28 protein-coding genes are annotated in these 24,859 nt (G+C 62.2%); 6 read left to right on the forward strand and 22 right to left on the reverse strand.

Annotation, left to right across the window (positions count from 1 at the left end; genetic code table 11):
- Nucleotides 1-504: 504 nt before the first annotated feature.
- The 5 genes from NKJ81_RS20530 to NKJ81_RS20550 all read left to right on the forward strand — a co-directional run bounded on the left by NKJ81_RS20530 (nt 505) and on the right by NKJ81_RS20550 (nt 4,066).
- Entirely contained in the window at nt 505-1,689 is a 1,185-nt protein-coding gene (locus NKJ81_RS20530; protein WP_352541529.1) for a glycosyltransferase family 9 protein, read from the forward strand.
- Between the two features lie 538 nt (nt 1,690-2,227).
- Nucleotides 2,228-2,512 carry a type II toxin-antitoxin system TacA family antitoxin gene (locus NKJ81_RS20535; RefSeq protein ID WP_352453587.1) on the forward strand — a complete coding sequence of 95 codons (285 nt, stop codon included), beginning with the start codon at nt 2,228-2,230 and terminating at the stop codon, nt 2,510-2,512.
- Nucleotides 2,513-3,022, forward strand: a complete 510-nt coding sequence (locus NKJ81_RS20540; protein ID WP_352457366.1) for a GNAT family N-acetyltransferase — start codon at nt 2,513-2,515, stop codon at nt 3,020-3,022.
- Nucleotides 3,023-3,209: 187 nt separating this feature from the next.
- Nucleotides 3,210-3,647: a hypothetical protein gene (locus NKJ81_RS20545; protein WP_352541530.1), complete on the forward strand. Its 438-nt coding sequence runs from the start codon at nt 3,210-3,212 to the stop codon at nt 3,645-3,647.
- A gap of 236 nt (nt 3,648-3,883) precedes the next feature.
- A complete protein-coding gene (locus NKJ81_RS20550) occupies nt 3,884-4,066 on the forward strand; it encodes a hypothetical protein (protein ID WP_352457368.1) in 183 nt (60 codons plus the stop codon).
- A gap of 27 nt (nt 4,067-4,093) precedes the next feature.
- On the opposite strand, the gene NKJ81_RS20555 is transcribed toward NKJ81_RS20550, so the two are convergent.
- The 14 genes from NKJ81_RS20555 to NKJ81_RS20620 form a co-directional block, all read right to left on the reverse strand.
- Entirely contained in the window at nt 4,094-4,228 is a 135-nt protein-coding gene (locus NKJ81_RS20555) for a hypothetical protein (protein WP_352457369.1), read from the reverse strand.
- Between the two features lie 1,139 nt (nt 4,229-5,367).
- Nucleotides 5,368-7,338, reverse strand: coding sequence for a relaxase/mobilization nuclease RlxS (gene rlxS / locus NKJ81_RS20560; RefSeq protein WP_352541531.1), 1,971 nt, complete (start codon nt 7,336-7,338; stop codon nt 5,368-5,370).
- A 191-nt stretch (nt 7,339-7,529) separates the two neighbouring features.
- Nucleotides 7,530-8,216, reverse strand: a complete 687-nt coding sequence (locus NKJ81_RS20565) for a lytic transglycosylase domain-containing protein (protein WP_352541532.1) — start codon at nt 8,214-8,216, stop codon at nt 7,530-7,532.
- Nucleotides 8,204-8,752, reverse strand: a complete 549-nt coding sequence (lepB, locus tag NKJ81_RS20570; RefSeq protein ID WP_352541533.1) for a signal peptidase I — start codon at nt 8,750-8,752, stop codon at nt 8,204-8,206. The genes NKJ81_RS20565 and lepB overlap by 13 nt, the downstream gene beginning before the upstream one ends.
- A complete protein-coding gene (locus NKJ81_RS20575) occupies nt 8,749-9,018 on the reverse strand; it encodes a helix-turn-helix transcriptional regulator (RefSeq protein WP_023679653.1) in 270 nt (89 codons plus the stop codon). The genes lepB and NKJ81_RS20575 overlap by 4 nt, the downstream gene beginning before the upstream one ends.
- A gap of 151 nt (nt 9,019-9,169) precedes the next feature.
- Complete coding sequence (locus tag NKJ81_RS20580) at nt 9,170-9,493, reverse strand: DUF736 domain-containing protein (RefSeq protein WP_023672372.1); 324 nt, start codon at nt 9,491-9,493, stop codon at nt 9,170-9,172.
- A 546-nt stretch (nt 9,494-10,039) separates the two neighbouring features.
- On the reverse strand, nt 10,040-11,428 hold the full coding sequence (locus NKJ81_RS20585; RefSeq protein WP_352541534.1) for a chromosome partitioning protein ParB: 1,389 nt from the start codon (nt 11,426-11,428) through the stop codon (nt 10,040-10,042).
- A complete protein-coding gene (locus NKJ81_RS20590; protein WP_352541535.1) occupies nt 11,350-11,760 on the reverse strand; it encodes a ParB/RepB/Spo0J family partition protein in 411 nt (136 codons plus the stop codon). The genes NKJ81_RS20585 and NKJ81_RS20590 overlap by 79 nt, the downstream gene beginning before the upstream one ends.
- A 77-nt stretch (nt 11,761-11,837) precedes the next feature.
- Nucleotides 11,838-12,257, reverse strand: coding sequence for a DUF2958 domain-containing protein (locus NKJ81_RS20595; RefSeq protein ID WP_023800968.1), 420 nt, complete (start codon nt 12,255-12,257; stop codon nt 11,838-11,840).
- Nucleotides 12,258-12,271: 14 nt separating this feature from the next.
- Nucleotides 12,272-12,475, reverse strand: a complete 204-nt coding sequence (locus tag NKJ81_RS20600; RefSeq protein ID WP_352502724.1) for a hypothetical protein — start codon at nt 12,473-12,475, stop codon at nt 12,272-12,274.
- Nucleotides 12,472-13,434 (reverse strand): ArdC family protein, encoded by a 963-nt coding sequence (locus NKJ81_RS20605; protein WP_352541536.1) that lies wholly within the window; start codon nt 13,432-13,434, stop codon nt 12,472-12,474. Before NKJ81_RS20605 ends, NKJ81_RS20600 begins: the two co-directional genes overlap by 4 nt.
- A gap of 487 nt (nt 13,435-13,921) precedes the next feature.
- Nucleotides 13,922-14,242, reverse strand: coding sequence for a sunset domain-containing protein (locus NKJ81_RS20610; protein WP_352468497.1), 321 nt, complete (start codon nt 14,240-14,242; stop codon nt 13,922-13,924).
- Between the two features lie 58 nt (nt 14,243-14,300).
- Nucleotides 14,301-14,528: a hypothetical protein gene (locus NKJ81_RS20615; protein WP_352453620.1), complete on the reverse strand. Its 228-nt coding sequence runs from the start codon at nt 14,526-14,528 to the stop codon at nt 14,301-14,303.
- Nucleotides 14,529-14,663: 135 nt separating this feature from the next.
- A complete protein-coding gene (locus tag NKJ81_RS20620) occupies nt 14,664-14,915 on the reverse strand; it encodes a helix-turn-helix domain-containing protein (RefSeq protein ID WP_023722035.1) in 252 nt (83 codons plus the stop codon).
- A 117-nt stretch (nt 14,916-15,032) separates the two neighbouring features.
- Between NKJ81_RS20620 and NKJ81_RS20625 the strand changes: the two genes are divergently transcribed.
- Complete coding sequence (locus NKJ81_RS20625) at nt 15,033-15,302, forward strand: DNA -binding domain-containing protein (protein WP_352496249.1); 270 nt, start codon at nt 15,033-15,035, stop codon at nt 15,300-15,302.
- A gap of 95 nt (nt 15,303-15,397) precedes the next feature.
- Here NKJ81_RS20625 and NKJ81_RS20630 read toward each other — a convergent pair whose 3' ends face one another.
- From NKJ81_RS20630 to NKJ81_RS20665, 8 genes are all read right to left on the reverse strand, one after another.
- Nucleotides 15,398-17,305, reverse strand: coding sequence for a putative bifunctional diguanylate cyclase/phosphodiesterase (locus NKJ81_RS20630; RefSeq protein ID WP_352541537.1), 1,908 nt, complete (start codon nt 17,303-17,305; stop codon nt 15,398-15,400).
- 303 nt (nt 17,306-17,608) lie between these two features.
- A complete protein-coding gene (ubiM, locus tag NKJ81_RS20635; RefSeq protein WP_352541552.1) occupies nt 17,609-18,790 on the reverse strand; it encodes a 5-demethoxyubiquinol-8 5-hydroxylase UbiM in 1,182 nt (393 codons plus the stop codon).
- A 423-nt stretch (nt 18,791-19,213) separates the two neighbouring features.
- Entirely contained in the window at nt 19,214-19,366 is a 153-nt protein-coding gene (gene ccoS, locus NKJ81_RS20640) for a cbb3-type cytochrome oxidase assembly protein CcoS (protein WP_023679633.1), read from the reverse strand.
- The gene (locus NKJ81_RS20645) at nt 19,363-21,651 is read right to left on the reverse strand and encodes a cation-translocating P-type ATPase (RefSeq protein WP_352541538.1); all 2,289 of its coding nucleotides are present in this window, start codon (nt 21,649-21,651) and stop codon (nt 19,363-19,365) included. Before NKJ81_RS20645 ends, ccoS begins: the two co-directional genes overlap by 4 nt.
- Nucleotides 21,648-22,145, reverse strand: a complete 498-nt coding sequence (locus NKJ81_RS20650) for a FixH family protein (protein ID WP_352474118.1) — start codon at nt 22,143-22,145, stop codon at nt 21,648-21,650. The genes NKJ81_RS20645 and NKJ81_RS20650 overlap by 4 nt, the downstream gene beginning before the upstream one ends.
- A complete protein-coding gene (gene ccoG, locus NKJ81_RS20655) occupies nt 22,142-23,701 on the reverse strand; it encodes a cytochrome c oxidase accessory protein CcoG (protein ID WP_352541539.1) in 1,560 nt (519 codons plus the stop codon). The genes NKJ81_RS20650 and ccoG overlap by 4 nt, the downstream gene beginning before the upstream one ends.
- A gap of 132 nt (nt 23,702-23,833) precedes the next feature.
- A complete protein-coding gene (gene ccoP, locus NKJ81_RS20660; RefSeq protein WP_352541540.1) occupies nt 23,834-24,697 on the reverse strand; it encodes a cytochrome-c oxidase, cbb3-type subunit III in 864 nt (287 codons plus the stop codon).
- Between the two features lie 2 nt (nt 24,698-24,699).
- A complete protein-coding gene (locus NKJ81_RS20665; protein WP_023679629.1) occupies nt 24,700-24,849 on the reverse strand; it encodes a cbb3-type cytochrome c oxidase subunit 3 in 150 nt (49 codons plus the stop codon).
- Nucleotides 24,850-24,859 lie beyond the last annotated feature (10 nt).

Raw genomic sequence — 24,859 nt, forward strand, 5'->3', positions numbered from 1 at the left:
ACTTCATCACAGGGTTGATTCGTCCACTTCATGTTGGACGACCCGGACGCGCAGAAAAAAGCGCCTGCGGCGGGTCCTTTGTAACCACCATGATGCGGGACCACAGCGACAGGGCGTGCCGGAGACAGTCAATCCGGCCGGCGATGTCGTCGCCGGCGGCGACGGTCTCATTCAGGATCAGCATCGACCAAAGAGCGAGGCCACTGCCGTTATGCTCCGAGATCTGGGGACGGCGGCTTGGCGATCACCGTCTACTCGGCGTTGCCGAACTCACTGCATGCGAGACCGTGACGAAGCCCTTCACATTGCGGGTCGGGACATAGCTGGCTTTCTTGGCGCGCTACCATCGCTAGAGATGCAGACTTCGCCCAACAGCTCCTGCTGGAGCGCGGCTTGGATCTGATGGCAGAATTCTTGCGGAGACGCGGACAAAGTGGGGAGCACTCCAACCTACACACGCGTCACTGGGCTATCAGTGTTGACCGTATAATCTTCGGAATGGCAATGGCATATTTTACAAAGCACGACGGCAATCAAATTATATACCGCAGCTGGGAAGAGCCGGAACAGTCAAGCGCAAGGATGAGAATTTTGGTCCTCAAGCTTGATCATGTCGGCGACTTTTGGATGTCTCTAGGGCCTCTAAAGGACCTTCGTCAGCGTTTTGCGCATGCCCACATTACGCTGGTGGTGGGAAGCTGGAACATCGCTACTGCAAAACAGTTTGACCTCGCCGACGATCACGTTGCTTTTGACTTTTTTCCTCGCAACCCAAAAGTCAAAACGCGCAAAGAAGCCGCGGACATAAGGCCGCTGCTGACCGGCGAGTTTGATCTTGCCATTGATATGCGTGTTCCGGAAGAAACAAGGCCGATCTTGCTTGAAGTTCCCGCCAGGCACCGTGCGGCGATAGTTGATCCGTACAGCATGCATCAGATCGATATTGCGATAGCGCCATTCAATCTGAAACTGCGCAGAACCATTTTCTACAAGCTGGTCCAAAAAATAGGGCTTGCTAACAAAATCCCCCGTAGATGGCTTGATTGGTTCATTGACCGTAAGCAGGTGCGTCTCCAGCATGTGTCAGAAATCCTCCTCTTTCTGGTCGCAAAGGCAGCTGCCTATTTCGAAAGCGGAGCGGGTCACCCACAGAATTCGACTACAGGCAATGCCCCGATTGTCGTGGCTCCGTTCTCCAATTCCAGCCTGCGAGATTGGCCCATTGAAAGTTTTGGCAAAGTTATCGCTGCTCTTTCGACCCGTGGTGAGGTGGTCCTCGTTGGCCGTGGCGAATGCCTGGAAGCGCTTGAGGAGGTTGCGAAGATAGCTAGGGAACGTGGGGCCGCGAACATTCGGACGGCTGTCGACTTGTCAGAATTGGAATTCAATTGTCTCGTGAATTCGGCCGCGCTCGTGGTTTCGAACAATTCAGGCACCGGCCATGTCGCTGCCCAGCTTGGCCGCCCTACTATCGGCATTTTCACGGCGTCACATCTACCGGAGATTTGGGGGTTTCGAGGTCCCTTGGTCAGCATGCTTATGAGTGTTATTGAATGTCGCGGATGTGGTCTGGACCAAGTGCGGCATTGTCCGGTCAAAGTCCGATGCAAGTTCGACATCACGCCGGATCTCGTGATTGCCGAGGTAAACGCCTTGATGAATCATTGTAAGGGTACGGCACAAGCTTAGTGGCTCGCGGTCACCACAACCGCGATTGCCCAGCCCTTGTCGCTGATTCAATCGCTACAATCATCTAAAGGCCGAAATTCAGAATCGAATCGACTTGTTCGAAGGACCGCAGTGGCGATGTCACATTGGCCGACAGGTGGCATAGAGCGGCGCCTGAGAATGAAAGTGCCGCCGCCCAGCCTTCATAGCCGTTCCTCCTTTGTTGCGTGACGGCCCGAAAGTCGCCATCGCGTCAGATGTTCATCAGGTTCGGGATAGCCGGGGCTCGTCCGGCGACAGTCATGGCAGCGACTTCGCTTCTGGACCCGCTCATCCGGCCGCCAAAAACAAATGCGCTTTCTAAGCCGTAATTGATCCGCCGGAGCTGACCAAAGCCACCTTGCTCTGGGTTGCGGCAATGGCGACTGGGGCGAGAAGCCGAGAAGAACCGATGCGGCGAGAAATCCTGAGACCATCCGCCACGAGACGTCGCCAGGGAACGTAGTATTGCGTTCCGCGTTACACTAACGTATATACGTCCGCAGCACAGGAGCGCGCCATGGCCACCACACCCACCAGGAAGGAAGCACCCGTCTCGATGCGGTTTCGCGACGATGATCTCACCATCATCGACCGCGGCGCGGAGCTGCTCGGCCTGTCGCGCACGGAGTTCATGCGGCGCGCCGCGCTGCACGAGGCGCAGGCGGCCATCCTCAACGAAACCGTCATCCGCGTGTCCCCGGAAGCCTATGACGCCTTCATGCAGGCGATCTCAGCCCCGGCCGCTGCGCCCCCGGCGAAGGCGGCCGAGCGGCTGCGTCGGTCCCCGCCCTGGGACCGCTAGGTGGCGCTTTCAGGCATCGAACTCCTCGACGACGCGCACCGCCTCGACAGCTTCGATTGCGGCAAGCCGGCGCTCAATGCTTGGCTGGCCGGCTTCGCGCGAACGAACCAGGCCCGCGGGTTTACCCGCGTCCTGGTCGTTCACGACGAGGGAACAGTCGTCGGGTATTACGGCCTCGCGCCGGGCGTGATCCAGCCAAATAGCGCACCGCGCGCCATCCGCACCGGACGCCCGCCCGATCCGATCCCCTGCCTGCTGATCGGACAACTCGCCGTCGACCACCGCTATGCCGGACAAGGCGTCGGTAGCGGCTTGGTCAAGGACGCGCTGTATCGCTGCGTCGCCGGCGCCGACATCGTCGGCGGCCGCGCGGTGGTGGTGCGGGCGATCGACGCCGAGGCAGAGCGCTACTGGCAGAGCTGGGGCTTCATTCCCGCGCGGGACAATCCGTCGGTGCTCATGCGCTCGATCCAGGACGTGAGCCTCTGGCTGGCCGACAAAGGCCACTAGCTCCGCGCGCGTAGCGCCTCCGGAAGCGGCAGGTCTGCGCGCGGGCCTGCCGCCGACCGGGCTCTAGTTGCGGCGTCCCGCCGCTCCCCGAGCCGGCTTCGCCGTCTCGGCGTTCGGGTGACCCCTCACGCAGGGCCAGAGGGAGACGGCGGTCAGAGCGAGGGAGCCCTGGAGAGAAGGGAAAGTCATGATGTCGATGATATTCATAGGGGGTTCACGCGAGATATTTGAGCTGATGGAACCTGCCATCGCTCGGATCCGCCCAATCGTTGTTGCCGTGCACGGCGTGCTGATTGGCGACGCGTCTGGAGCCGATGCCGAGGCGCAGGGCCTGCTCGCGGGCTACGGCTACAAACATGTCGGGGTCTTCCATGCGGCCAAGGAACCCCGCAATGATCTGGGCGACTGGGCTGCCTACCGGGTCCCGTCTCCTGAAGGTGCTAGAGGATACTGGATCTACGCCGCCAAAGACCGGGAGATGGCGCGCGCCGATTTTGGGATGATAGTCTGGGACGGCGCATCACCCGGCACGGCCGTCAACGTGCTTCGGCTCGCCATGGCGAACAAGCCGAGGTCATCTACGATCTGGCCAGGGGCAGCATGGCGACTACGCACCATGTCGTAGACTGGTGCGCCATTGCTCCGCGATGCCGGTCCAGACATTCGGCGCGCCAAGCCGAAGCCCGCATGACGCGAGGCGAGCGCCTGGCGTTGCCGGGATGATGGACGCGCGGTCCCGGCGGGTCCAACGCGATAGGCTTGATCCGGCCCCGCGCCCCCAACTCCACTTGTATGAACGGCCGGGGCCGGCCCTTTTCGAAACCGGCTCACCGCCGCGTGGCGTTGTGCAGGATGATTGTCTTGACCCGTCTCGCATCTGAAGCGGGTGCAAGCCTGCCGCACATGCCGCTGCTTGGTCATGCGAGGCATCGCTACCGTGGGGCGTGGCGTTCGCCGATCTCCAAACCGCTGTGCCGCCATACCGAACACGCAAGGCGGTTTAACCGCCAGGCTGCTGTCTGGGTGGAGATCCGCCTGATCTAAAGCGTCACCCACCCGACGGACAACATCTCACGACGCGCCGAGCAGCTTGGCCAAGAATCCGCACTGGCCGATCTCGCGCTGCGTGCGATCGCCTCCTCGATAGCATTGGAGCAACACCTTCTTGAAATCGGCCTCTGCCGGCAATTTTGTCGTAAAGCTCATGGTGGCGACTCCCGCACGCGCGCAGGACAGCCGGCAGATCGCGCATCTTGGCGATCAACCCTGCCATTCGGCCCGTCGTTCTTCTTTATTCCAATGGAGATCGTAATCAGGTCCGGCCGGTCACGGAGTGAAGTGTTCTCCCTTCGAGCAGCCACGTCGGCGCCGCTCAGAATCTTCGACGAGCGCGCCATGACAGCATCGATCTCCGCAAATTCTTGCCAGCAGATCGTCCTCACATCATCATGCCCTTGGCTTCAACCGGGCTGGTGCCCTCCCCTTCCCGGCTTTTTGTCCCGACGCTCGGGTCGCGTCGCCCGGCCCGGTCAAGGCCCGGCGCGATTGGTCGGGTCTCATGCCCAAAGCTGCCTCGGTGCCAGTAGCGGCACCGCATGGCCCCACCCAGGCTTGCGCCAGTAAAGCGTCGGCGAGCCAGCATCCGACGGTGCGTTCGAGCGATCTCATTCGGCGGCCATGATCGCGCACGTCACCATGCTGCAGCGGAAAGCTGCCGAAGCTCGTCTGGCCAGGTCGCTGACCGCCTCGTCGTCGCGGGCGACGACCGAAATCTTCCCCACCGCAGCGAGGTTTCTCCCGTTAGAAGATCCTCAGCGGGATGGGCTGCCAGTTCACGCCCGGCCAACAAGCATCCGGCCCGCGGGACAGACCTCGTCTCCCGGTCGTGTGAGCAGAAGAACATCGCGAAGTGCGGCTTCATCCTCGACGCCGCGAGCCTGCTCGCTATACCGCGGCCGCCGAAAGCCCTAGAGCTGTCACCAGGCGCCAGCCCACCTTTCTAGCTGGCGGACCATCTCATCGAGCGCGCCGATGGCCGCACGGTCAGTGATTGCAATGTCCTCAATGCGCCGCAACTGTTTGGGTCGGGGGCAGCCCTGCGCAACCAGGCCGGCACCGCCGTCGTCGGCGCGGCTTCCGTGGCACCGGGAAGAGTGCCGTGGTGGCGCAGGAGGGTTTTGGCTCAGAATCATGGAACACGATGAATCATCGCGGCGCTTTTTGTAGAGCGAACGATAAGTCTTGCACGACCAGCCATTTATCCCTCGCCAAATCAATGCCGCGGGCGCAGGCGAACTCCGTCCGGACTAAGTTCAACGCGGGCAAAAGAAGTTGTGTAGGCCATGTCACGAAATGCTTGGTCCGCTTCTCTGCCGGCCGATGGTCCATGAAATCCCCTCCCCACCCACGACACCAGACACCTCCTTGCCAATATGCCGATCAAGTACTGGCCTCCATGGTACCAGCATGAACTCACGCGCCTTCTCGACTATCACGTACTTGCCGCTGGCAAGGTCGATCGAGCGGCGCAATCGACCCTCTATTCGATCACCAGGCTGCGCTTCGGAATACGAGAGTCCGAGTTCGTCAGACAGTTGACCGGCAACACGGTTCAGCTCACGTTGACGCAGGATCGAAAGCATGTTGGCGCGATAGACGATCCGGTCCTGCTCTTCCCGAGCAAGACCTTGCGCAATCAGCCACTGCCGTCGGCGGCCTTGCGCCTCTCGGACATCGCGGCCGAAACCAGAGCTGTGCAAGGCCTCCGGTGTGTCGGAAACCAGCTCTCGATCGAGCCAGGTGGCGCCGTCGAAGCTGACTTGTTGTTCCAGCGGCGTCGATGAGAGCTTGTCAACCGTGACAGGCTCGGCCCCGGCCCGCTGACGCTCGTAGTCAGACACACGGTCGAGATGATCCGGTGCGACGATCCAGGTGCCGTCCGGCTCGCGCTCGACACGACCGGTCGCCCGGCGGATCGCCTCCAGTCGCCGCACGTGCGTTTCGGCAAAGCGTTCGGTGGCCGACGGGTCATGCTTGAGATGGATATCGATGCTGTAGCGCCCGTCATGGGCCGTGGCGATCTCGGCAATTGTGCGGTCGACTTGCCTTGGCCCGGTGTCCCTCGGCGTGACCCGCACTATGCAGCCCTCTGGCGTCGGTTGGGTTGCCTCGCCTTTGCCGATATCAACATAGTGGCTTTTGCCGTCCACGGCGTCGACGACGAGGTAATGGCGGTCAGTGATTTCGTCGGCCAGGCCGCGCGCAACGATGCAGCCGACGACAGGCTGCATCTGCTCTGCAGATCGATCATGGATAACATAGTCGGCGGCACTGCGGGCGAGCCCCTTGCCGGTCAGTTCGCGGTGCATGGTCTTGATGATGTCGCCCCGCTCGCCGATGCGGCGCAGCGTCGCTTCAAGCTCGCCATCAAGGCGCCAGCGGCCCGAGCCGACTTCCTCAGCCAGACCCATCCGCTCGAGCTTGCGCAGGCGCCCCTGGTGCAGCGTCTGGCGAAACGTGTCTCGGCTGGCCGGTGAGACATGCCCCTCATGGTCGCGTATGCGGAGCAGCTGCCGATCGATGCTGGTGAAGCGTTCCCGCTCCATTTCCTGGCGCAGGCGTTGCTCGATCTCCCGGTCCGTTCTCGGGCCAAGGTCGAGGCTGACCAGCTCGGCCGCCCGTTCACGGATTCCAGACGAGATGTAGTCTCGCGCGATGACAAGATTTTCGCCGCGGTCGTCCCTGCCGCGGACGATAATATGGGTATGCGGATGACCAGTGTTGAAATGATCGACGGCCACCCAGTCGAGCCTGGTGCCGAGGTCTTCTTCCATCTGCGCCATGAGGCGCCGCGTGAGCGGCTTCAGGTCATCATACTCGATGCCGTCTTCAGGGGCGACGATGAAGCGAAACTGATGCCGGTCGCCATCGGCACGATCGATGAAGGCCTTGCCATCGACGCGGTCGCTGTCGGCGCTATAGAGCTCGCCAGGCTGGCCTTCGCGGGTCACGCCGTCGCGCTGGAGGTAGCGAAGGTGTGCACGTGCCCCGTCAACACCCTTGCCGGCCAGCTTGACGATACGGGCCTTGACGACGGCGCGCCGCTGCCGAAACGCCGCGTGGGGGTCGCGCGCTCTGAGAACGGCGGCAGCAGCCCCGCCGCGCCCCGCCCGGCTTCCGATGAAGCGGCCACGGCGACCGCTGCCGCCGCCGGCTCGGTTGATCGCGGCGCGGATCTGGCCGGCGAAACGCTTGCCTGCCTTCGAGCCGCGCGATCCGATTTTGCCCAGGCTCGGCTTGAACTCTTCATCCTGCATTGAGCCTCTAGTAATCTTAAGCAATATCAGAGGGTTGTCGGCAACAGCTCTCCTGACGCTGAAGGCAGCCTCCGTGGAAAACGATGTGCAGACAAAGACTTCGCCGCCTCCAGGAGGCGATGCCTTTATCTTGCCTTCCGCGGACCTGCCTCCCTGCATCCCTGCCCGCCCGACCCACGGTACCCCTGCCCTCACCTGCGATCCGGCCGGCCTGACCTTGCTCGCTCCGATCCGAGCGGCACCACGATTTGGCCATTCGGATCGGTCGCGGAAACACCGTTTCGCAGGAAAAACAGCGACTGCCCGGACGGGATTTCCGGCGCTTTTCCGGAACGGGATTTGCCGGTGAACGCGTCCATGTCGGCGGCCGAAATCCCCGCAGCCTTGAGCTCTTCCAGATACGAAACCGTCTCGCTGGGCAGCGGTCGCCCACGCTGCAAATGCTGTTCGTAGCGGTCCGGCCCAGCGTTATAGGCGGCAAACAGGCCGGGAAAGCCGAAGCGGTCATACATGGCGTGCAGATAGGCAGTGCCTGCCAGAATGTTATCGCGAGGGTCGTGCGGATCGGCCCCCAGGCCAAACTCTGCGCGCATCTCCTCGTAGGTGCCGGGCATCACCTGCATGAGGCCAATGGCGCCGGCGTGTGAGGCGATCGGCCGCCCGTCCAGCATTGTCTGCCCCCGGCTTTCGGCATCCATGACGGCATAAATCCAGGGCTGTGGAATGCTGAAACGCCGGCTTGCCTCAGCTACGTAGTGCTGCCATCTTGCCATCTGCGGACCACGGGAGATGGCGGCCGGCTGAGCGTCGGTCGCGGCGGAACAGGCGCATGGCGCTATCGCGACCATGCCCAGCATCAGGAGGGTTACTCGGTCCATAGCGGCACGAGCCTCCCGGCAATATTTTCGGCCGGCACCGGCCCGAAATAGCGGCTGTCGAAGGAGTGATTTCTATCGTTGCCGAGCAGGAAAAACTCGTCGGCGGCGAGCTTGCGGCAGGCATTCCACCAAGGCAGCGGACGGTGCTGCGTGTCGGTTGCCAGCCGGCGCGCGACAATCTCGCCGCCGATGATGATGGCGTCGCCGAAGGCGCAGACATGCTCGCCAGGCAGCGCGGCAAGGCGCTTGACCAGCGGCACATTGCTGGGCAGATAGAAGCGTTCGGCGGCGAGATCGGCGACCGGTTTTGGCGGGCGGACGAGCACCAGATCGCCACGAGCCGGCGATCCGGACGCGAGGCGATAGAGGCCGACCGGCGCACTGGCCGAGGCATTCCAGACCAGCCAGGGCGATGGGTTGTCGAAAGCGGCGAAGCCGATCAGGCCGAGGCCTATTGTGGCCACGGCGATCGTCTTGCGCGCCCGAACGCGCCGCAGATGGCTGCCGATCAGACGGATAGTGGGACGCCGGCTCATGAGCGGCCTCCCTCACCGGCCGAGCCGGAATCGTGCCCGGCATCCTCGGGCCTGGTCTCCTGCGCGCGTCCCTTCGACCAGTCGTCGAGCTCGTCGATGTGATAGCGGACATAGCGGCCGTGCTTGCGAAATTGCGGGCCACCGCCTTTGAGCCGCATCTTCTCCAGCGTGCGCTGGGACAGCCCGATATAGAAGGCGGCCTGCGCGGTGTTGAGAAACGGACTGCCCTTCTTGGCGCGGGCCGCGCGTTCGTTTTCGTCGTCCATGATGGTCCTCGTTTCGTTAGGGACAAGCGAAGGCGAGGATCGGCGAGCGAGATCGTTTTGGGGACGGGCGAAGAGTGGGGGGCGAGTTTTCGCCGCCCCTTCTTGAGAAGAGCCCCGCGCCGGTTGCGGCGCGGGGCTCGAGGCAGGCGGTTCAGTCGACCGGGTTCCAGATGATGGCGTATGTGTCGTCGTCATCCTGGCCGGCGGCGCGGCCGAGATTGGCGTAGAGCTTGCGCGGGCCGAACTCCGGGGCGGCAATCGACAGGCTCACATAGTCCTTGCCGGAGGTCTCGCCGGTGCGGATCCAGCCGGCCCCTACTTCGACCCCTTGCGTCAGCACCCGGAAGTCGGGATGGGTGTCGGCGCTCTTTGCCTGATTGGGCACGATGTCGATGTCGGCGCGGACGCTGAGCGTCTTGAGCTGGCCCTTGTAGCCGCCGTTTTCCTGTTTGGTGACGTATCCGATCGCGGTCATTTTCAGTCTCCTTTTTGGTGCTCGCCGGGGACCATTCCCCTGCGATGGCGAGACCGTGATGGGCGCGTCCGGACCGCCGGAACCGGGACGGCCGCAGCGATAGCGGAGGACTCGAGCGGGCAGCTTTTTTGAAGTGAAGCGGCGCGAGGAAGCCGCCGCAGGCGGCGGGGAAAAAAGCTGCTGGCGAGGGTTTCGGGCGGGCCGGATCCGCCCATAGGTCGTCAAGCCAGCCGCAGGGGAATGGTTCCTGAGACACATGGAGACAGGTAGCGCGATCGGTGACACAAGGAGCCGGCGGCAATGCAGGGCGCCGGCTGCGCGGGCTCTGTCGGCAACCGGATCGGACAATTGGCCCATGCGCGGAGCGCCTCGGCAAGCAACCCGGCGCGCTGCAGGGCTGCCGAAATGGGGGCGAGTTGCCGTCGGGATTTCTCGCGCGCGGCACCGGCTCGACAAGACGACCGATCGGCAGCCGGCGCGGTCCGGAGCGGCGCGCGCGACCTGAGCGGCGGCACTCGAAAGAACCGCCGCTTGGGTCCTGATCGATTATTCGCGGACGAACAGCGGCTGCACTTGTGCCCACTGATCGGCGGTGCGGAAACCGCCGCGGCTGGTGTAGCTTTCGGCCGGGAATTTCATCCAGCGCGGCAGCCAGGTCTCGACCCTGAGGCGGCCATTCTCGCCCGCCAGGAAGTCACGGATGATCTTCTTTTGCGTCTTGACCTTCTCGGCGACATTGCCATCCGCGACCAGCTTGCCGCCGACGTCGGCCAGCATCGAATTGGCGATTTCCTTATCGCGCAAGAGGTCGAAGAAGGCATCGTCCGGTTGCCACCATACGCCCATATCGACATTCAGATGGTTGCCGAGCGCCTCGATGACGGCGCTGCCGGCTGCAAGCGTCTCGGCCATGACAAGGGTGAGAACGCGCATGACATCGTCGTCGCACAGCGCCAAGAGGCGCGCGAACACGCCGGCGATAGCAAAGGCGTCGCCATTGCCGCCGGCGACCACGCCATCCTCATCCGGTGATCCGAGCAGGGCCAGTACCTCGCGCCGCTTTTTGCCGAATGCGGCTTCAGCCTTGCAGCCGGCAAGGCTGGCAGTCACCGTCTCGTTGGCTGCGCGCTGTGGCTCACGGCGCACCTGCCACAGGCCGGAACCGGTGATGGCGTGCGCCACCACGAGGCGCAGCGCCACGGCGGGATGGTCGAGCATGGCCGCACGCACGGCGGCATGGCGATGCAGATCGACATAGTTCTGCATCGGGCCGGTGAGTTCGGGGCGCGGCGGCTTGGCGGCTGTTTGTTCTTGCTCACCGCCCTCGCGGGCGCGGCGGGCTTCCTTGTGTGACAGCCAGCCCTCGTGACACTCGACCTCGCCGCGATACGTGACCGCGATGAAGACCTTGCCGCCCTTCTTCTTCGGGGTCTTCTCGTGGTCCCATGGGTGGAAATACTGGCCCGGTTCCAGCAGCACCACCTCACTCCAGCCGCCGTTGAGATAGGTGTCGCGTCTGGCGGCAATCGCTTCGTTCTGCTTTTGCCAGAACAGGTCGGCATCGGCGAAATAGCTGTCCTCGCCGAACAGGTCCGAGGTGATCAGGCCGGGATATTCGTCGATGGCAAACAGCGCCACCTTGGTGGAAATCGACTGGCCGCCGAACAGCCATTGCTTCAATTGAAAGCCACGCGGCGCGTATTGATCGGGATCGGCACAGAGTGCCAGCCAGTCCTTCTGCTGCGCCTTGGACGCCATGGTGAGATGGCGCACCGTCTCGGCGTCGATCTCCTCGCGGCGATAGGCTTCGCGGATTTTGGGCAAGAGGTCGCCAAGCGCCAGAATGCGTTTGACCTTCAGGTCAGTGATGCCGAAGGTCGCAGCGATATCGGAACGGTGCGGCCTTGCCTGACGAGCCGCGAAAACGTCTCCCATTGCGAGACTTCGTCAGGATCGAGGCGGGCGAGGTTTTCGATCAGCGAGGCTTCCAGCGCATCGGCGTCGTCACCGTCCTCCATGATGGCGCAGGGCAAGGGATCGCCTTCGCCGCGCTCGTCGGCAAGCGATTTGGCGGCGAAATAGCGCCGCCTGCCGGCAACGATCTCGAAGGTTTCCGGCTGGCCGTTGGGCCGCACAAGGAGAGGCACCAGCACGCCGCGCGCACGCACTGACGGCAGGATGTCGGATATGTCGGGCGCGCGTTTTCCATGGCGCATGTTGAGCGCGGAAATATTGAGCTGATCCAAGGGGATGTGGGCAAGCTGCATGGTTACTCTCCTTCGCTTTGGTTGAGGTTGTCCCGCCGCAGAGGCCGAAGGCCGGCGCGGCGGGACGGTTTTTGCCCCTATCGGCGCTGCTGTTCCGCCGTGTCGGGCGGAAGCTCGGAATGGGGCTTTGAAAGGGCGTCTGCTGCCTGCCGCAGAAGTCGCTCGGCCTCGGTGATGTGGCCGCAAATGCGGGCGGCTTCGGCATAGACGGAGAGCGTAAAGCGCGCCTGGAAATGCAGGTCGCGCTCGATGCCGAGGCCAAGCGGACCTTTTACGGATGCAAGCTCGGCCAGACTGACGCTGCCGAGTTCGGGGAAGCCGAAGCCGAGATCGCAAAGGCCGAACAGCGTGTCGCCATCGGCGTCGAGTTCGCTCAGAAGCCACGTCGCGGCACCTGTCGGATTAAACAGTTTCACAACGGGAAAATGGTCGATGTCGGCGTCGGCGGCGCCATTGGCGAGCAGTCGTGCGCGCAGTGGATCGGTGATCAGGATCATGGAAAGACTCCTTGTCAGAACAGGTCGAGTTGATTTCTGCTGGCTTCATCGAAGAGGCCGATATCGAGCGGTTTTTGCGCCGCGCGCGGACACATCGGCGCGTCCATCAGGAGGGTGAGCCGATCGCGCGTGGTGATCGGCCGAACGCCGGGAATGAGCAGCTGCTCGCCTTGCGGCGTCGGCTCGGTCGCGGTCAGTTGAGGATCGCGCATCGTCATGCCGCAATCCCTTCCTGCGCCTCGCCTTCGGCATCGGCCTGAAGGCCAAGCAGGAAATCGGCGGCCTTGGAGGCAAGACTGGCGGCACGGAAGATCGCGCGGTTGTCCTCGCGCAGCACCTTTAGCCATGAGCCGATGTAATCGGCATGACGCACGGTCGGCTCGATACCGAGATTGCTGCAGACGAAGGCGGCAGTGATTTCGGCGACCAATTCTTCACGCGCGTAAGCCTTGGAGCCGAACGAGCCGGAGAGGTCGCGAGCAAGCCGCGTTGGGTGGCCGGTCCAGTGGCCAAGCTCGTGAAAGCAGGTCCGGTAATAGTCGATCTGGTGATGGAACGCCGGCTGCGGCGGCACCTGAATGTGGTCGCTGCCCGGCATGTAGAAAGCGCGATCGCCGCCGACCCTGAAATCCGCACCGCTGGCGCGAATGAGCGTCTCGGCGTGCGGCACGATCTCGCACTGAGGCAGCGGCTCGGCGGCGGCATAGAGGTCTTCCGGAAGATTATCGCACTGCGCGACATTGAAGACGGTGAAGCGCTTCAGAAAAGGCACGGCCTGTGGTTCATCGCCCGCGTGGCGTGCGCGCTCCTTCTCGTCCTTGGGGACAAAGCGGTCGGCATGCACGATGGTCGTGCCGCGCTCGCCCTTCCTGACATTGCCGCCAAGGACGAGCGCCTGCCGGAAGGTGAGCCAGTTCTGGCTGGGATAGCTGCGCTCGACGACCGCGCCCCACAGGATGAGGATATTGATTCCGGAATAGGTGCGCCCAGAGGATGCATTCCTCGGCAGGCCAAGGCCTGCCTTTGCGCTGCCCCATGGCTTGACCCATGGCACGGTGCCGCGCTCCAGCTCGGCAATGATGCGGTCCGTGATCTCCTGATAAAGGCTGGCGCTGGGGCGCCCGCCCTTGCCGGCGCCAGCCTCTCCGCTGGCGGAACGCTTGCTGTTTGCATGCATCGTCTCATCCTCCGCTCGCCAATCGCCGCGCCTTTCCCCGGAAGCGGGGTGGGCGGCGAGTCGCGACCGGAAGGGCCCGCCGTGGTAGGCGGACCGCATCCGAAGGACCGGAACGAAGAGGAGGACCCTGAGCGGCACGCGAAGGGTTGCGGGCTGCCGCGGCGGGCCTAGAAGGGAGTGCCGCCCACCCCGCGCCACCGGGAAAGGCCAACAGACAGACCCCGCCGCCCGCAAGGGCGGCGGCCGTCTCAGCCCGAAGGGCTGCCCACGCCAAGGGGCGAAGCCGAATGGCCGAGACCGCCTGAGCTTGCCGAAGAAAAGCGGGCTCGGTTCACGAGCACCTGGTGCGCGTCGTCAGGCGCGCGGGCGCCCGCCAGGACGGCAGGCTGGACAGATTTTTCGAACGGATCGCGATAAATACTTCAAATGAATGCTGCACCTAAAACATGTGCGATGCAGCATTTTCGCAAGCATTTACCACGGACGCTCAGACCCGAGACTTCCGCCACCCAGCCTTGCGCGCGGCTTCCTCCGAACAAAACCAGCGCTCGCCTTTCAACAGGTTGATGCGCGTCTCCCAGTAATATTCCTGTCCGGGAACATGATAGATGCGCTCGCCCGTGTTGTAGCTGATATTGGCTTTGATGTTGCAGCCGAGAGCGGCAGGGCCGATTTCGAAGGCAAGAAAGCCAGCCAGGATTGTTCCACCAGCAACGATCTTTGCCCACAACGGAACGTCCTTCGAACGATGGCGCTCGCCATACCTGCGACGGTTGTACCGATTGTCTTGATAGCGATGGTTGCCCACGCCCCTTCTCCCCGAAGAGAGAATGCGACGTTTGCAGCCTGGAGTCTATAAGTCTGGTCTAATTCACCGGTCCTGTTCCGAACCATTGAATGAACGGCGCATCCTTACCGGTGATATCCTTCACCGTCTTCAACAGCGCTTCATGGGTGCGTTGGAGAGCCCGGTAATGGTTGCTGGTAGGTGATAGAAGCGGCTGGACGATGCTCTGGTGCAGCCGTTCTGCCTCCGCGAGAAAGCGCTCGATTTCAGCCTGTGAAAGCTGCTTGGAAAGTTTGGTCCTAGCCATTGCGATCTCCGTTGAGGAATCGCCCCACCTAGGATTATCATCCTATATCGGCATGGCTTGGTAAAGACCCACCCGCAGCGGAATGGCAGCTTGCCGAAGAAAAGCACGCTCGGTTCACGGTACCGGCGCGAGCCGTTAGACGCGCAGGCGCCCGTTAGCCCGCAGGCTGGACAGAATCTCGCACGGATCAGCGTCAAGCGCCGCAGTTAAGTCGAGAAACTCGATGACATCGAGACGCCGCTCTCCACCCTCGTACTTGGCCACGAAGGATTGGGGACGATCAAGCTTCTCGGCCACCTGCGCCTGAGTCAGGCCTTTGGCCTTGCGCAGGGAAACCAGCTGGGCCAGAAACCGCTGGTGGCGGGGCGAGCGGAGAGATTTGGGCATGTAGGCGAACCGGTCGGGTAAAGACCGGATCAGCGACTAATCCCGGTTTCGGATTATCCCATTTTGGGATATGCTGCGGGCGCTCAACAGGCGAGGTTCGCAGGCATGAATCGATCAATGGGAACAGATGAGACTCGAAACTCAACTCTGTGCGACGAAGTCCCCTGGTCGGAGAACCTCACGAGCTACGACAGGGAGCATTTCACGATCTACCTGCGGATCCTGGATGCCTGCGCCGACAATGCCAGCGAAGAGGAGATGGCCGATCTCATTCTCGGCATCGACCCGTCCCTTGAACCGGTCCGCGCCCGCAAGGCTCTTCGCAGCCATATCGACCGTGCGAACTGGATGGTGACGACTGGCTACAAGGAACTGTTCGCCGGCTGACGCACAGCACGGACTGTCATGCTCGTCAAACAAAGAAGTTCAGATACCCGTCACTCATGAGCGCACGGCCGCGAGAGACGGCGCGGCGGGAGCGGTTACAACTGGTTCGCGTGCTGTTTGACTGCCATTTCTAGTGCTTGGCTCAGAGGCACAGCCTTGGAGAACAGGAAGCCCTGAGCGGTTCGGCAGCCAAGCTTGTGCAGGGTTTGCCGATCCGCCTCTGTTTCGACGCCTTCGGCCATGACCTCGATCCCGAGCATGTTACCGAGATCGATAACCGATTTGACAAGCAGTCGGTCCTCTCGGGACTTGGCCAAGCCGCGAATGAAGCCCTGGTCTATTTTGACCTTGCGTATCCGACTGTCCTTGAGCGATGCCAACGTAGAAAAGCCGGTGCCGAAGTCATCGAGCGCGATGGAAATGCCCGCATGTGAAAGCCGTCCGAGCTTTTCATCCACTCTGTCCGGGTCCACCGGGGATTCTTCGGTAATCTCGATTTCGAACATCGTTGCAGGGAGGCCTTTTGCCGCCAGACCATCCAAAACCATGTCGTCGATATCGCCGGCTTCCAGTTCGCGCGGCGAAACATTCATCGCCACACGGAAATCACGACAGTCAGCTTTCACCAAGCCGTCGATAAAAGCACAACAGTCGGCGAAGACGGTTTGCGTCAGCAGCTGAAGCATTCCGGTTTCGCGTGCAGCTGTGATGATTTCGGGTGGAGAGATGGCACCATGAGTCGGATGGGACCACCTCAGCAAGGCTTCAAAACCGACCACGGCCTCGGTGTCGAGTTTCACGATCGGCTGGAACCAAGGTTGCAAGCTTCTCGTCTTTATCGCCGAATGAAGGTCCCGTTCGACGGACTGGCGGCGTTGCAGTTCCCTGTCGAGTTCGGCATCGAACAGGCAAAATTCGTTCCTGCCACGGCGCTTGGCCGTGTAAAGGGCGATATCCGCCCGCAACAACATTTCGGTCAGGCCCGGGCTTTCCGCCAGGTATATTCCTATTGATGCCCCGACCCGGACGGACGCGACCTCCCGATAGGGGCGGGCAATTTTTGCTATGATATTGGAGGCGAGATCATTGGCAGAAAGCGAAACCCTCGTTGAGGGAAAAAACAGCACGAATTCATCGCCGCCGATACGAGCGAGCGTTGAGCCTTCCGGTGCTTCCTCCTCTATGCGGCGGGCGATCCTGACAAGCAGTTCATCACCGCTCCTGTGACCGTAGGTATCGTTGACGGATTTGAACCCGTCCAGGTCAACCAGCATTGCCACGAAGGGGCCATCCGCGGTCTCGAACCGTCCGATAGCGTCTTCGAGGCCACGCCTGTTGAGAAGGGCCGTCAGGTGGTCCTGCCTGGAACTGGCCTTCATCTCCGCCGCAAGCCGCTCGGCCTCATGCCTCAGGCGGCTCGCTTCGCGGAACCGTGCTTGCCCAACAAACGAAGCTCGAACCAAGCCGCCCATGAAGAGCAGAACGGTAAAAGCCAGAATGTAGTCTTCAAAATTGCCTTTCGCCAAAAGGCAACCCACCGTGATGAGGAGCGGAGGTGTGATGAAGTTGATCGCCGCCGCGGCATACGAACTGCCGTATGTAACCGCACCAGCTGAAATGCCCGCCAGAATGACCAGATGCAGCGGTGCTTGAGGTGTCGTGTATCCAACAGTCAGGACGGCCAGGAAGGACCAGGCAAACCCTGCCAGAAGAGCAAGGATGCCAAACCAGCGAAGCCGCGGCAAAACCCCCACTAATCCGTCATGGCGCCCCGTTTCCTTTAGCTGATAACGCGCGAGTGCAAGGCGGGCGGCATTTATCGCATTGACGACCAGGAACCAGATTGCAGCTGCAAAGCCGCTGCCAGAAAGGGCGTGCACCGCCCAAATCAGGCCTGACAGGATAGCGCTTATCGGCATCGACACGAAGAGGCCGGCCCTCAGGTCAGCAAGCTGATCCTGACGGATTTTGGCCTCCAGCGTGTCTTCATTCTTCGGGGCCATGGACGGACCAGCTTGCTCCCATCGTTGTTCGCGAGGACAAGCCTACGCAGGCCCACTGAAGGACGGGTTAACTATCCAGCGGGGATAACCAGTGTGCTCACCATGTCTTCGGGGCGCACGTCTGCCTCTTGGCCTTGCCGTCTGACCATCGAGCTCTTGCCCGCACGCGTGCCTTGATCCGAATCATCCCAGGATCGGCAACGTCACCATGGAAGCAGCCCTACCAACGGCATCAACGCGCCCGGCGAGACAAAAGGAAGCCGGGCCGAGATAGCGTTCCAGAGCGGCAGCGCTGCCTGCGATTCACCGCCTGAGCATGGCCGAAATGCCATGGCGGATAAAGGGAAGATATTGGGCAAAGCGAAGCCCTGCATGTCTTGCAAGCCGTGCCGCCGGGTGCTCGCCTGAGTAGAGAGCGACAAGTGCATTCGTAGCATGATAGAGCGGTGCCGCCGACAGACGCAGCCGGCTTTCGTATCTGCCGAGCATGTCGGGATCAGCAATGTCGCGGCGCTCGCGACATGCCGCCAGGATTCTATCGGCGAGTTGCTTCTGGCCACTGAGGCCGATGTTGAAGCCATGCGCGGTCACCGGGTGCATGCCGAGGGCAGCATCGCCGATCAGTGCCGCACTCGGAGCCCAGAACTTGTGCGCCCAGGTCGTGACCAGCGGATAGGCATGGCGGGTGCTTGCCAAGGTCATCTCTCCGAAGCGTCCTCGACACCGGCTCGTCGATTCCATGAGGAACAAATCGTCGTCGAGAGCAAGCAGTCTGTCGGCCTCGCTTGAGCGCAACGTGAGAAGCAGCGACGACACGCCTTCCATGAGCGGCAACATCGCTATCGTCTGATGGTGATCGAACCATTCGACCGCGATCTGGTGATGGGCGCGCTCGTGCCTCACTCGGCAAATCAGCATGGAGTTGCCAAGCCGATTGATGTCGGCGCCAATGCCGAGCAGGTCGCGCGTCGCGGACAAACGCGAATCCGCTGCAACGAGCAGCCGAGCGGCCAATTGCCTGCCATCAGAGAGCGTTATGACTGCTTCTTTGTGGCTGGTTGTTGCATTGACGACCGAGCGGCCGCACAGCAGCTGGGCATGATCCTGGAAGTGGACAAGCTTGAACAGGGCGTCGCGGATCCGACAATTTGGGACCAGAATTCCGAGTGGTTCCCCAGATCCGCTGGGAGAATCGAAGCTCAGGGCGAAAGGGCTCGATCCGTTGAGCACGCGCGCGCCTTGTAGCGGTGATTTGTCCGAAGCGGGGATGGCATCCCAGGCGCCGAGCTCGCGAAGGATTCCAACCGATGCGTGGGTCAGCGCGATCTCGCGACCGTCGAAAGCAGGATTCGCCAGGCTTTCGAGCGACTGCCGTTCAACCACTGCCACCTTGAGTCGGCTCTGGGCAAGCGACGCGGCGAAGGAAAGTCCGACCGGCCCGGCTCCGACCACAATAACGTCGAATCTATCGACAGGGCCGGCCATCAGCGTGCCGCCATTGCGTCGGCTATCTGCGACGAAGGGCACTGGAACGCATCGCAATCGATCCACGGTTTGCGGCTCATCTCCCCAAGCGTCTCCACGCGACCTAACCGTCCGTTAGACATCCGTTCTCCGTTCAAAAATGCTCAATGAAACCATGCCTATGAAGAGATAACCCTGATGTGGATCAACCAGGCTCGATAAACGCGGCAACGGCGGGTTCACGGTCGACTGGTCGACCGCCACACCATGGTCTGGTCAGGTCATCATGGAATGGCCGGCTTCCCGTTCGGTGCGGCCCTTTCCTGGCCGAAAGTTCGGCAACGTATTCTGGCTGATCCGTTCGCACCCGTCGCGCGCCGAAATCGGCATGACGCGAAGCAACCGCGGAAAATATTCGAGCGAGTCCTCGCAGGGCAGGCTGGGTCAACTGCGTGGCTCGTCGCGGTCGATCAGGATCCGCTCGGCGGCGCCATCGAGATCTTCATATTGGCCGCTCCTCAAGGCCCACAGGAACCCCGCCAGCCCAAGCGCTCCGAGGAACAGGGCCACAGGTATGAGGTAGGCGAGCGTCGTCATGAGGATTGTGCCAGTGCGCCAATGTCCGAGCGCCTGTCATGTCGGGCATCTTGCACCGATGCATTTGACACGAAACCTTGCAGACGTAGCGCATTGCCGATGACCAGGAGGGACGAGGCGGACATCGCGACCGCCGCGATCAGTGGCGTAACGTGCCCCAGAATGGCGACCGGCACGGCGATGCCATTGTAAACGATCGCGATGGCGATGTTCTGCCGGATCAGCCGTCCGGCCTTCCGCGAAATGTCTAAAGCAAGTGGGACCGCCAGAAGACTTTTACGCAGGAACACGAAATCCGCGGCGTTGCGACCGATATCCGCCGCCGTGGCCGGAGCGATCGAAACGTGTGCGGCGCCCAATGCAGGCGTGTCGTTGAGCCCATCGCCGACCATCAGCACCTTGTGGCCAGTTCGCGTCAATGCTTCGATGTGTTCGACCTTCCCGGAGGGAAGCAACGAGGGAACGAAGCGCTCGACGCCCAGTGCTTCCGCGACTTCGCCGCAGGCAGCTTCTGTGTCGCCCGACAGCATCTCCACCGACACGCCGGCGCCGTTCAGTTGCTCGATGGCCGCCTTGGCATCGGCACGCAGCTCATCCTCGAAATCGAAAGTCGCGACAATGACCCCGTCCTTCGTCAGAACGGTTCCGCCATAGCCTTGTTTGCCTTCGCCGCCGATCCGAGCTTTCCACTCACGCCATCCGCGGCGACCCAGCCGCCAGGTACTGCCCTCGGCGATGGCTTCGATGCCGAAGCCCGGATGCTCGCTGACGGACGCGAGTTTCGGCTGGCCGGCAAAGGCTGCATTGCCAGCGATTGCCTTCGAAAAGGGATGGCGGGAATGCGCTGCCATCTCGGCCGCCATGGCGAGCATCGTCGGATCGATGGACGGCGCATTGATCAGCCTGGGCAGTCCGAGCGTAAGCGTGCCGGTTTTGTCGAACAATGCCGTGTCGATCCCCGCCAGGCGCTCAATGGCGGAGCCGTCCCTGACCATGACGCCGCTTTCAAACAGCCGCCGCGCAGCGACCACCTGCACGATCGGCACGGCGAGACCGAGCGCACACGGGCATGTAATGATCAAAACGGCGATTGCGATTGTTATTGCCCGGTGCCAGTCGCCGGTCGCCGCCATCCAGCCGAGGAACGTCACAAAGGCGGTGAGGTGGACCACGGGGGCATAGAGCGCGGAGACGCGATCGGCGATCCTGCGATGGCGGGCGCGGCCGCCCTCTGCCGCTTCCATCAGCCGAACGATTTCGGCCAGGAATGAATCCTTCGCGGCGGCCGTCGCCTCGATGGTCAGCGGACCGGTGAGATTGAGTGTACCGGCCTGGACCTGCGCCCCCGGGCCCACCGTTCTGGGCGTGCTTTCCCCGGAAACCAGGGAACAGTCGAGATCCGATGCCCCGCCAATGATCCTGCCGTCGATGGGCACCCTCTCGCCGGCCGCGATCAAGAGCTCCATTCCTGGTTCGATCTCGCCAACCGGCAAGTAGTCGCGCGAACCATCCTCGCGCAGCACCATGGCGCCGCGCGCCGCCAGCCGAGCCAGTCCGTTCACGGCCGTCCGTGCCCGTTCCCGCATCACGTGATCCAGCGTGCGGCCGATCAGCAGAAAGAACAGCAGCGACACCGACGCGTCGAAATAAGCATGGTCGCCATGGTTGATCGTCTCGTAGAGGCTCATGGCGTAAGCGAGCGATACCCCGACCGCGATCGGCACGTCCATGTTCATGCGGCTGTGGCGCAGCGCATTCCAGGCCGAGCGAAAATAGATGCCGCCGGCGAAAGCGAGCGCAGGAATGGCAATCAAGGCCGAGACCCAATGGAACAGGTCGCGGGTCGCGCCTTGCGCGCCGGACCAGACGGAGACTGATAGCAGCATGATATTGCCCGCCGCAAAGCCGGCGACCGCGACGGCGCGGATCAGTTCCGAGAGCGTCCTGTCCTTCCCGTCAGCCTCGGGATCGAACAGGTGCGCGCCATAGCCCAGCCGTCCAAGTGTGGCGACGAATGGCGGAACCTCGTCGCCGCGCCACCGGACCGAAACACGTTTCGTTGAAAGATTGACACGAGCGCCTTCGACGCGATCCAGCTTGCCGATCGCCGTCTCGATCGTCTGGATGCAGGCGGCACAATGCACAGCCGGCACCGAGAGGTCGGTCTGGCGAAGATTTTCGCCAATCGAGCGGCTCGCCAGTCTGATTTCCTGGCCAGAAGGCAGGACCAGTGTGACCTTTTCCAGGTCCAATGCCATTTGGGCGCCTGGCGCGCAGCAGCTCATTGCAGCGCCCCGTGGGAAATCATGATCCGGCGAACGTCGCGATAGGGTTCCGCAAGGCTCGCATCGGCGTCGATTTCGACGATCCAGAGGCCATCCTTGGGCGTGTGGTGCGCGGCGAATATCTGACCGGAGGCAGCCTCAAGAGTGACGGATTTGTCCTCGGCCTCGTAGGCGGGATGACGGAACAGCACCTTGACGCCATGCAAGGCAACCGGCTTGCCGACAGCATCGGTGAGGCTGTAGCGGACCTCACCGCCTGCGATGGTCAGTTTGCCAGTCCAGCCGAGGGCCGCCTGAGCTCGCCCTTGCTCGGCCTTTTTGTTGAATTGCTGGCTCGCCACATAGGTGTTTTCGACGACAAGGCCGGTCCAGCTCGTGTTGGCGAGCGTCGCCATCGTCAGATTGACCGCTATGACCACGCCGAAGAAGCCAAGGATGGTGAACAGCATATGCCTGCCGGTGAATTCGCGGGATTGTCGCGAGGTGTCGCTCATCTGGCGCTCTCCGGTGCGTTGAAAGTGGCCGTATATTCGTCCGACTCGAACGTTGCCTTGTTTTCGACCCGGAACTTGAAGCTTTGCGCTGCACCCCGAACCTGATCTGCCGGCTGACGCACGAAAACCTTGAGCATCTTCAGCCGGTCGGGTTCGACCGGGACGGCGAAGGAGCGATCCGCCGGCAGGTCGATGCCGACAACGCTTATTTCGGCTCCATGCAGGCCCTGCATCGTGACAATGATCGTTCTTGGTTCGGGGATCATGTTGAGCAGCTTGACGGTGTAGCCGTTGCGGATCGAACCGTCGGACAGCGTCACGAACTGCGGGTTGCGATCGTGCAGGACATTCAATTCGAGCCGTTCGCGGGTCAGCAGCGAATAGAGCAGCGCGAGACCGACCGCCGACCAGACGCCCATGTAGATGAAGGTGCGCGGGCGAAAGATCTTGCGAATATGGAAACGGGCCACCTTGTCGGAGAACAGGCCGTCAGCGCTCCTGACCAGTGACGGGTTGACTGAACCGGAGCCGCCCGGGGTCGCCAGCATCACATTGGCGTTGTAGTCGGCCAGCGTCGCATAGGAAATCAGTCCGCGCTCCCTGCCGAGCTTGTCCATGATACCGTCACAGGTATCGATGCAGAGCGCGCAGGTGATGCATTCAAGCTGCTGGCCATCACGAATGTCGATCCCCATCGGGCACACCGCGACACACGCATTGCAGTCGACGCAGTCGCCGACGGGCTGCCCGGCGGCAAGGACCCTCTTGGCGTGACGCGAGCGCGGTTCGCCGCGCCAGTCATTATAGGTGACGGTGAGGGAATTCTCGTCGAGCATGGCCGCCTGGATGCGCGGCCATGGGCACATGTAGGTGCAGACCTGCTCGCGCATCAGCCCGCCGAACGTATAGGTCGTCGCCGTCAGCACGGCGACGGTGATGTAGGCGACGGGGGCGGCGGTGCCGGTGAAGAGTTCCCCAAGCAGCATCGGCGCATCGGCGAAATAGAAAATCCAGGCGCCGCCGGTCAGCACCCCTATGACCAGCCAAATGGCGTGTTTCGATGTTCGCAGCACGAGTTTGCGGCTGGTCCAGGGACCGGCGTCGAGCTTGATGCGCGCATTGCGGTCGCCCTCGATGGCCCGCTCGACGACCAGGAACAGATCGACCCACACGGTCTGCGGGCATGTATAGCCGCACCAGGCACGACCGACAGTCGACGTGATCAGGAAAAGGCCGACACCGGCCATGACCAGCAGGCCGGCGACGTAGTAGAATTCCTGCGGCCATATCTCGATGAAGAAGAAGTAGAAGCGGCGGTTGGCAAGATCGACCAGCACGGCCTGGTCAGGGGCAAATGGCCCGCGATCCCACCGCAGCCAGGGGGTCAGGTAGTAGATCCCCAGCGTGATTGCCATCACCGACCACTTGAAGCGGCGGAAACTGCCAGAAGCCCGGTTCGGGAAGATCTTCTTGCGTCCGGCATAGAGCGGCTGACGGGTCTTGGCGCAGTTGACCGCATCGGCTTCGAGCCGTTCTATTTGCGTGTTATCGAGCACGAGAAGCTCCAGTCACCAGCGACGATTTCGCCGGAAGCCCGACCCATCGGTTTCTGGATGATGCCGAGGCCCGGCTCGCGCCGGGCCTCGTCGCTTGGCGGTTGGGGGGAGGACGAGAATAGGCTTGCGTTCCTATTCTCCGCCGCCAAGCGAATGGACATAGACCGCGAGTTCCTTGACCTTGATCTCGCCGAGACGCCCGATCCAGGCCGGCATGACGCCATGCCTCGGGGCGCGGACCTGCGCGGCGATGGCTGTTTCGCCAGACCCGTAAAGCCAGATCGCGTCGGTCAGGTCGGGTGCGCCGAGCTCCCTGTTGCCCTTTGCATTCTCACCATGACAGGCCGCACAATTCTCGGCGAAAACATTGGCGCCGAGTTCGATCAGGCTTGTGTCCTGAACAGGATCGGAGAGGCTTGCGACATAGGCGCCGACCTGCTTGATCTGATCCGTCGTGATGATGTCGCCAAAAGCAGGCATTTCCGACAGGCGCGTATCCGGGTCTGATGCGAAGCGGATGCCGTGCGCAATCGTCTGCTGGATCTGTTCGGCGTTGCCACCCCACAGCCAATCGTCGTCGTTTAGGTTGGGAAAACCCTTGGACCCTTGAGCGCCCGAGCCATGGCACTGCACGCAATTGACCTTGAACGCGGCGCCACCTGCTGCGACGGCGAATTCGCGTAGCGTATCGTCGGCAGTAATCTCGGAGACGGTCTTCGCCTGAATGGCATTCACAAATTTACCCTTGGCCACTTCGGCCGCGGCCAGTTCATTCTTGACGTCTCTGCGGCTCGAATACCCCAGCGCACCCCTGGTCGCGGAAGTCAGCATCGGCCATGCCGGATAGACGACGGTGTAGCCGATCGCCCAGGCAATGGTGATGTAGAAGGTGATGACCCACCAGCGCGGAAGCGGGTTGTTGAGTTCCTTGATGCCGTCCCACTCATGGCCGGTCGTCGAGATACCCGAAACCTCGTCGATATGCTCGCTGCCCATGATCAGTCGTCCTTGAGAGGAATGTGAGCGGCTCTCTCGGCTTGCCTTCGGCTGCCGGGACGAAGTGCAAAGGCAACGCATCCGAGGAAGAAAAGCGCCATGGCAAGCAGGCCCCAGCTGTCGGCAAATTCCCGCATGAAATTGTAGGTCATCGCCATTCTC

Origin of the sequence: Mesorhizobium sp. M0018 (genome assembly GCF_040323955.1) — a bacterium.
GTDB lineage: Bacteria > Pseudomonadota > Alphaproteobacteria > Rhizobiales > Rhizobiaceae > Mesorhizobium.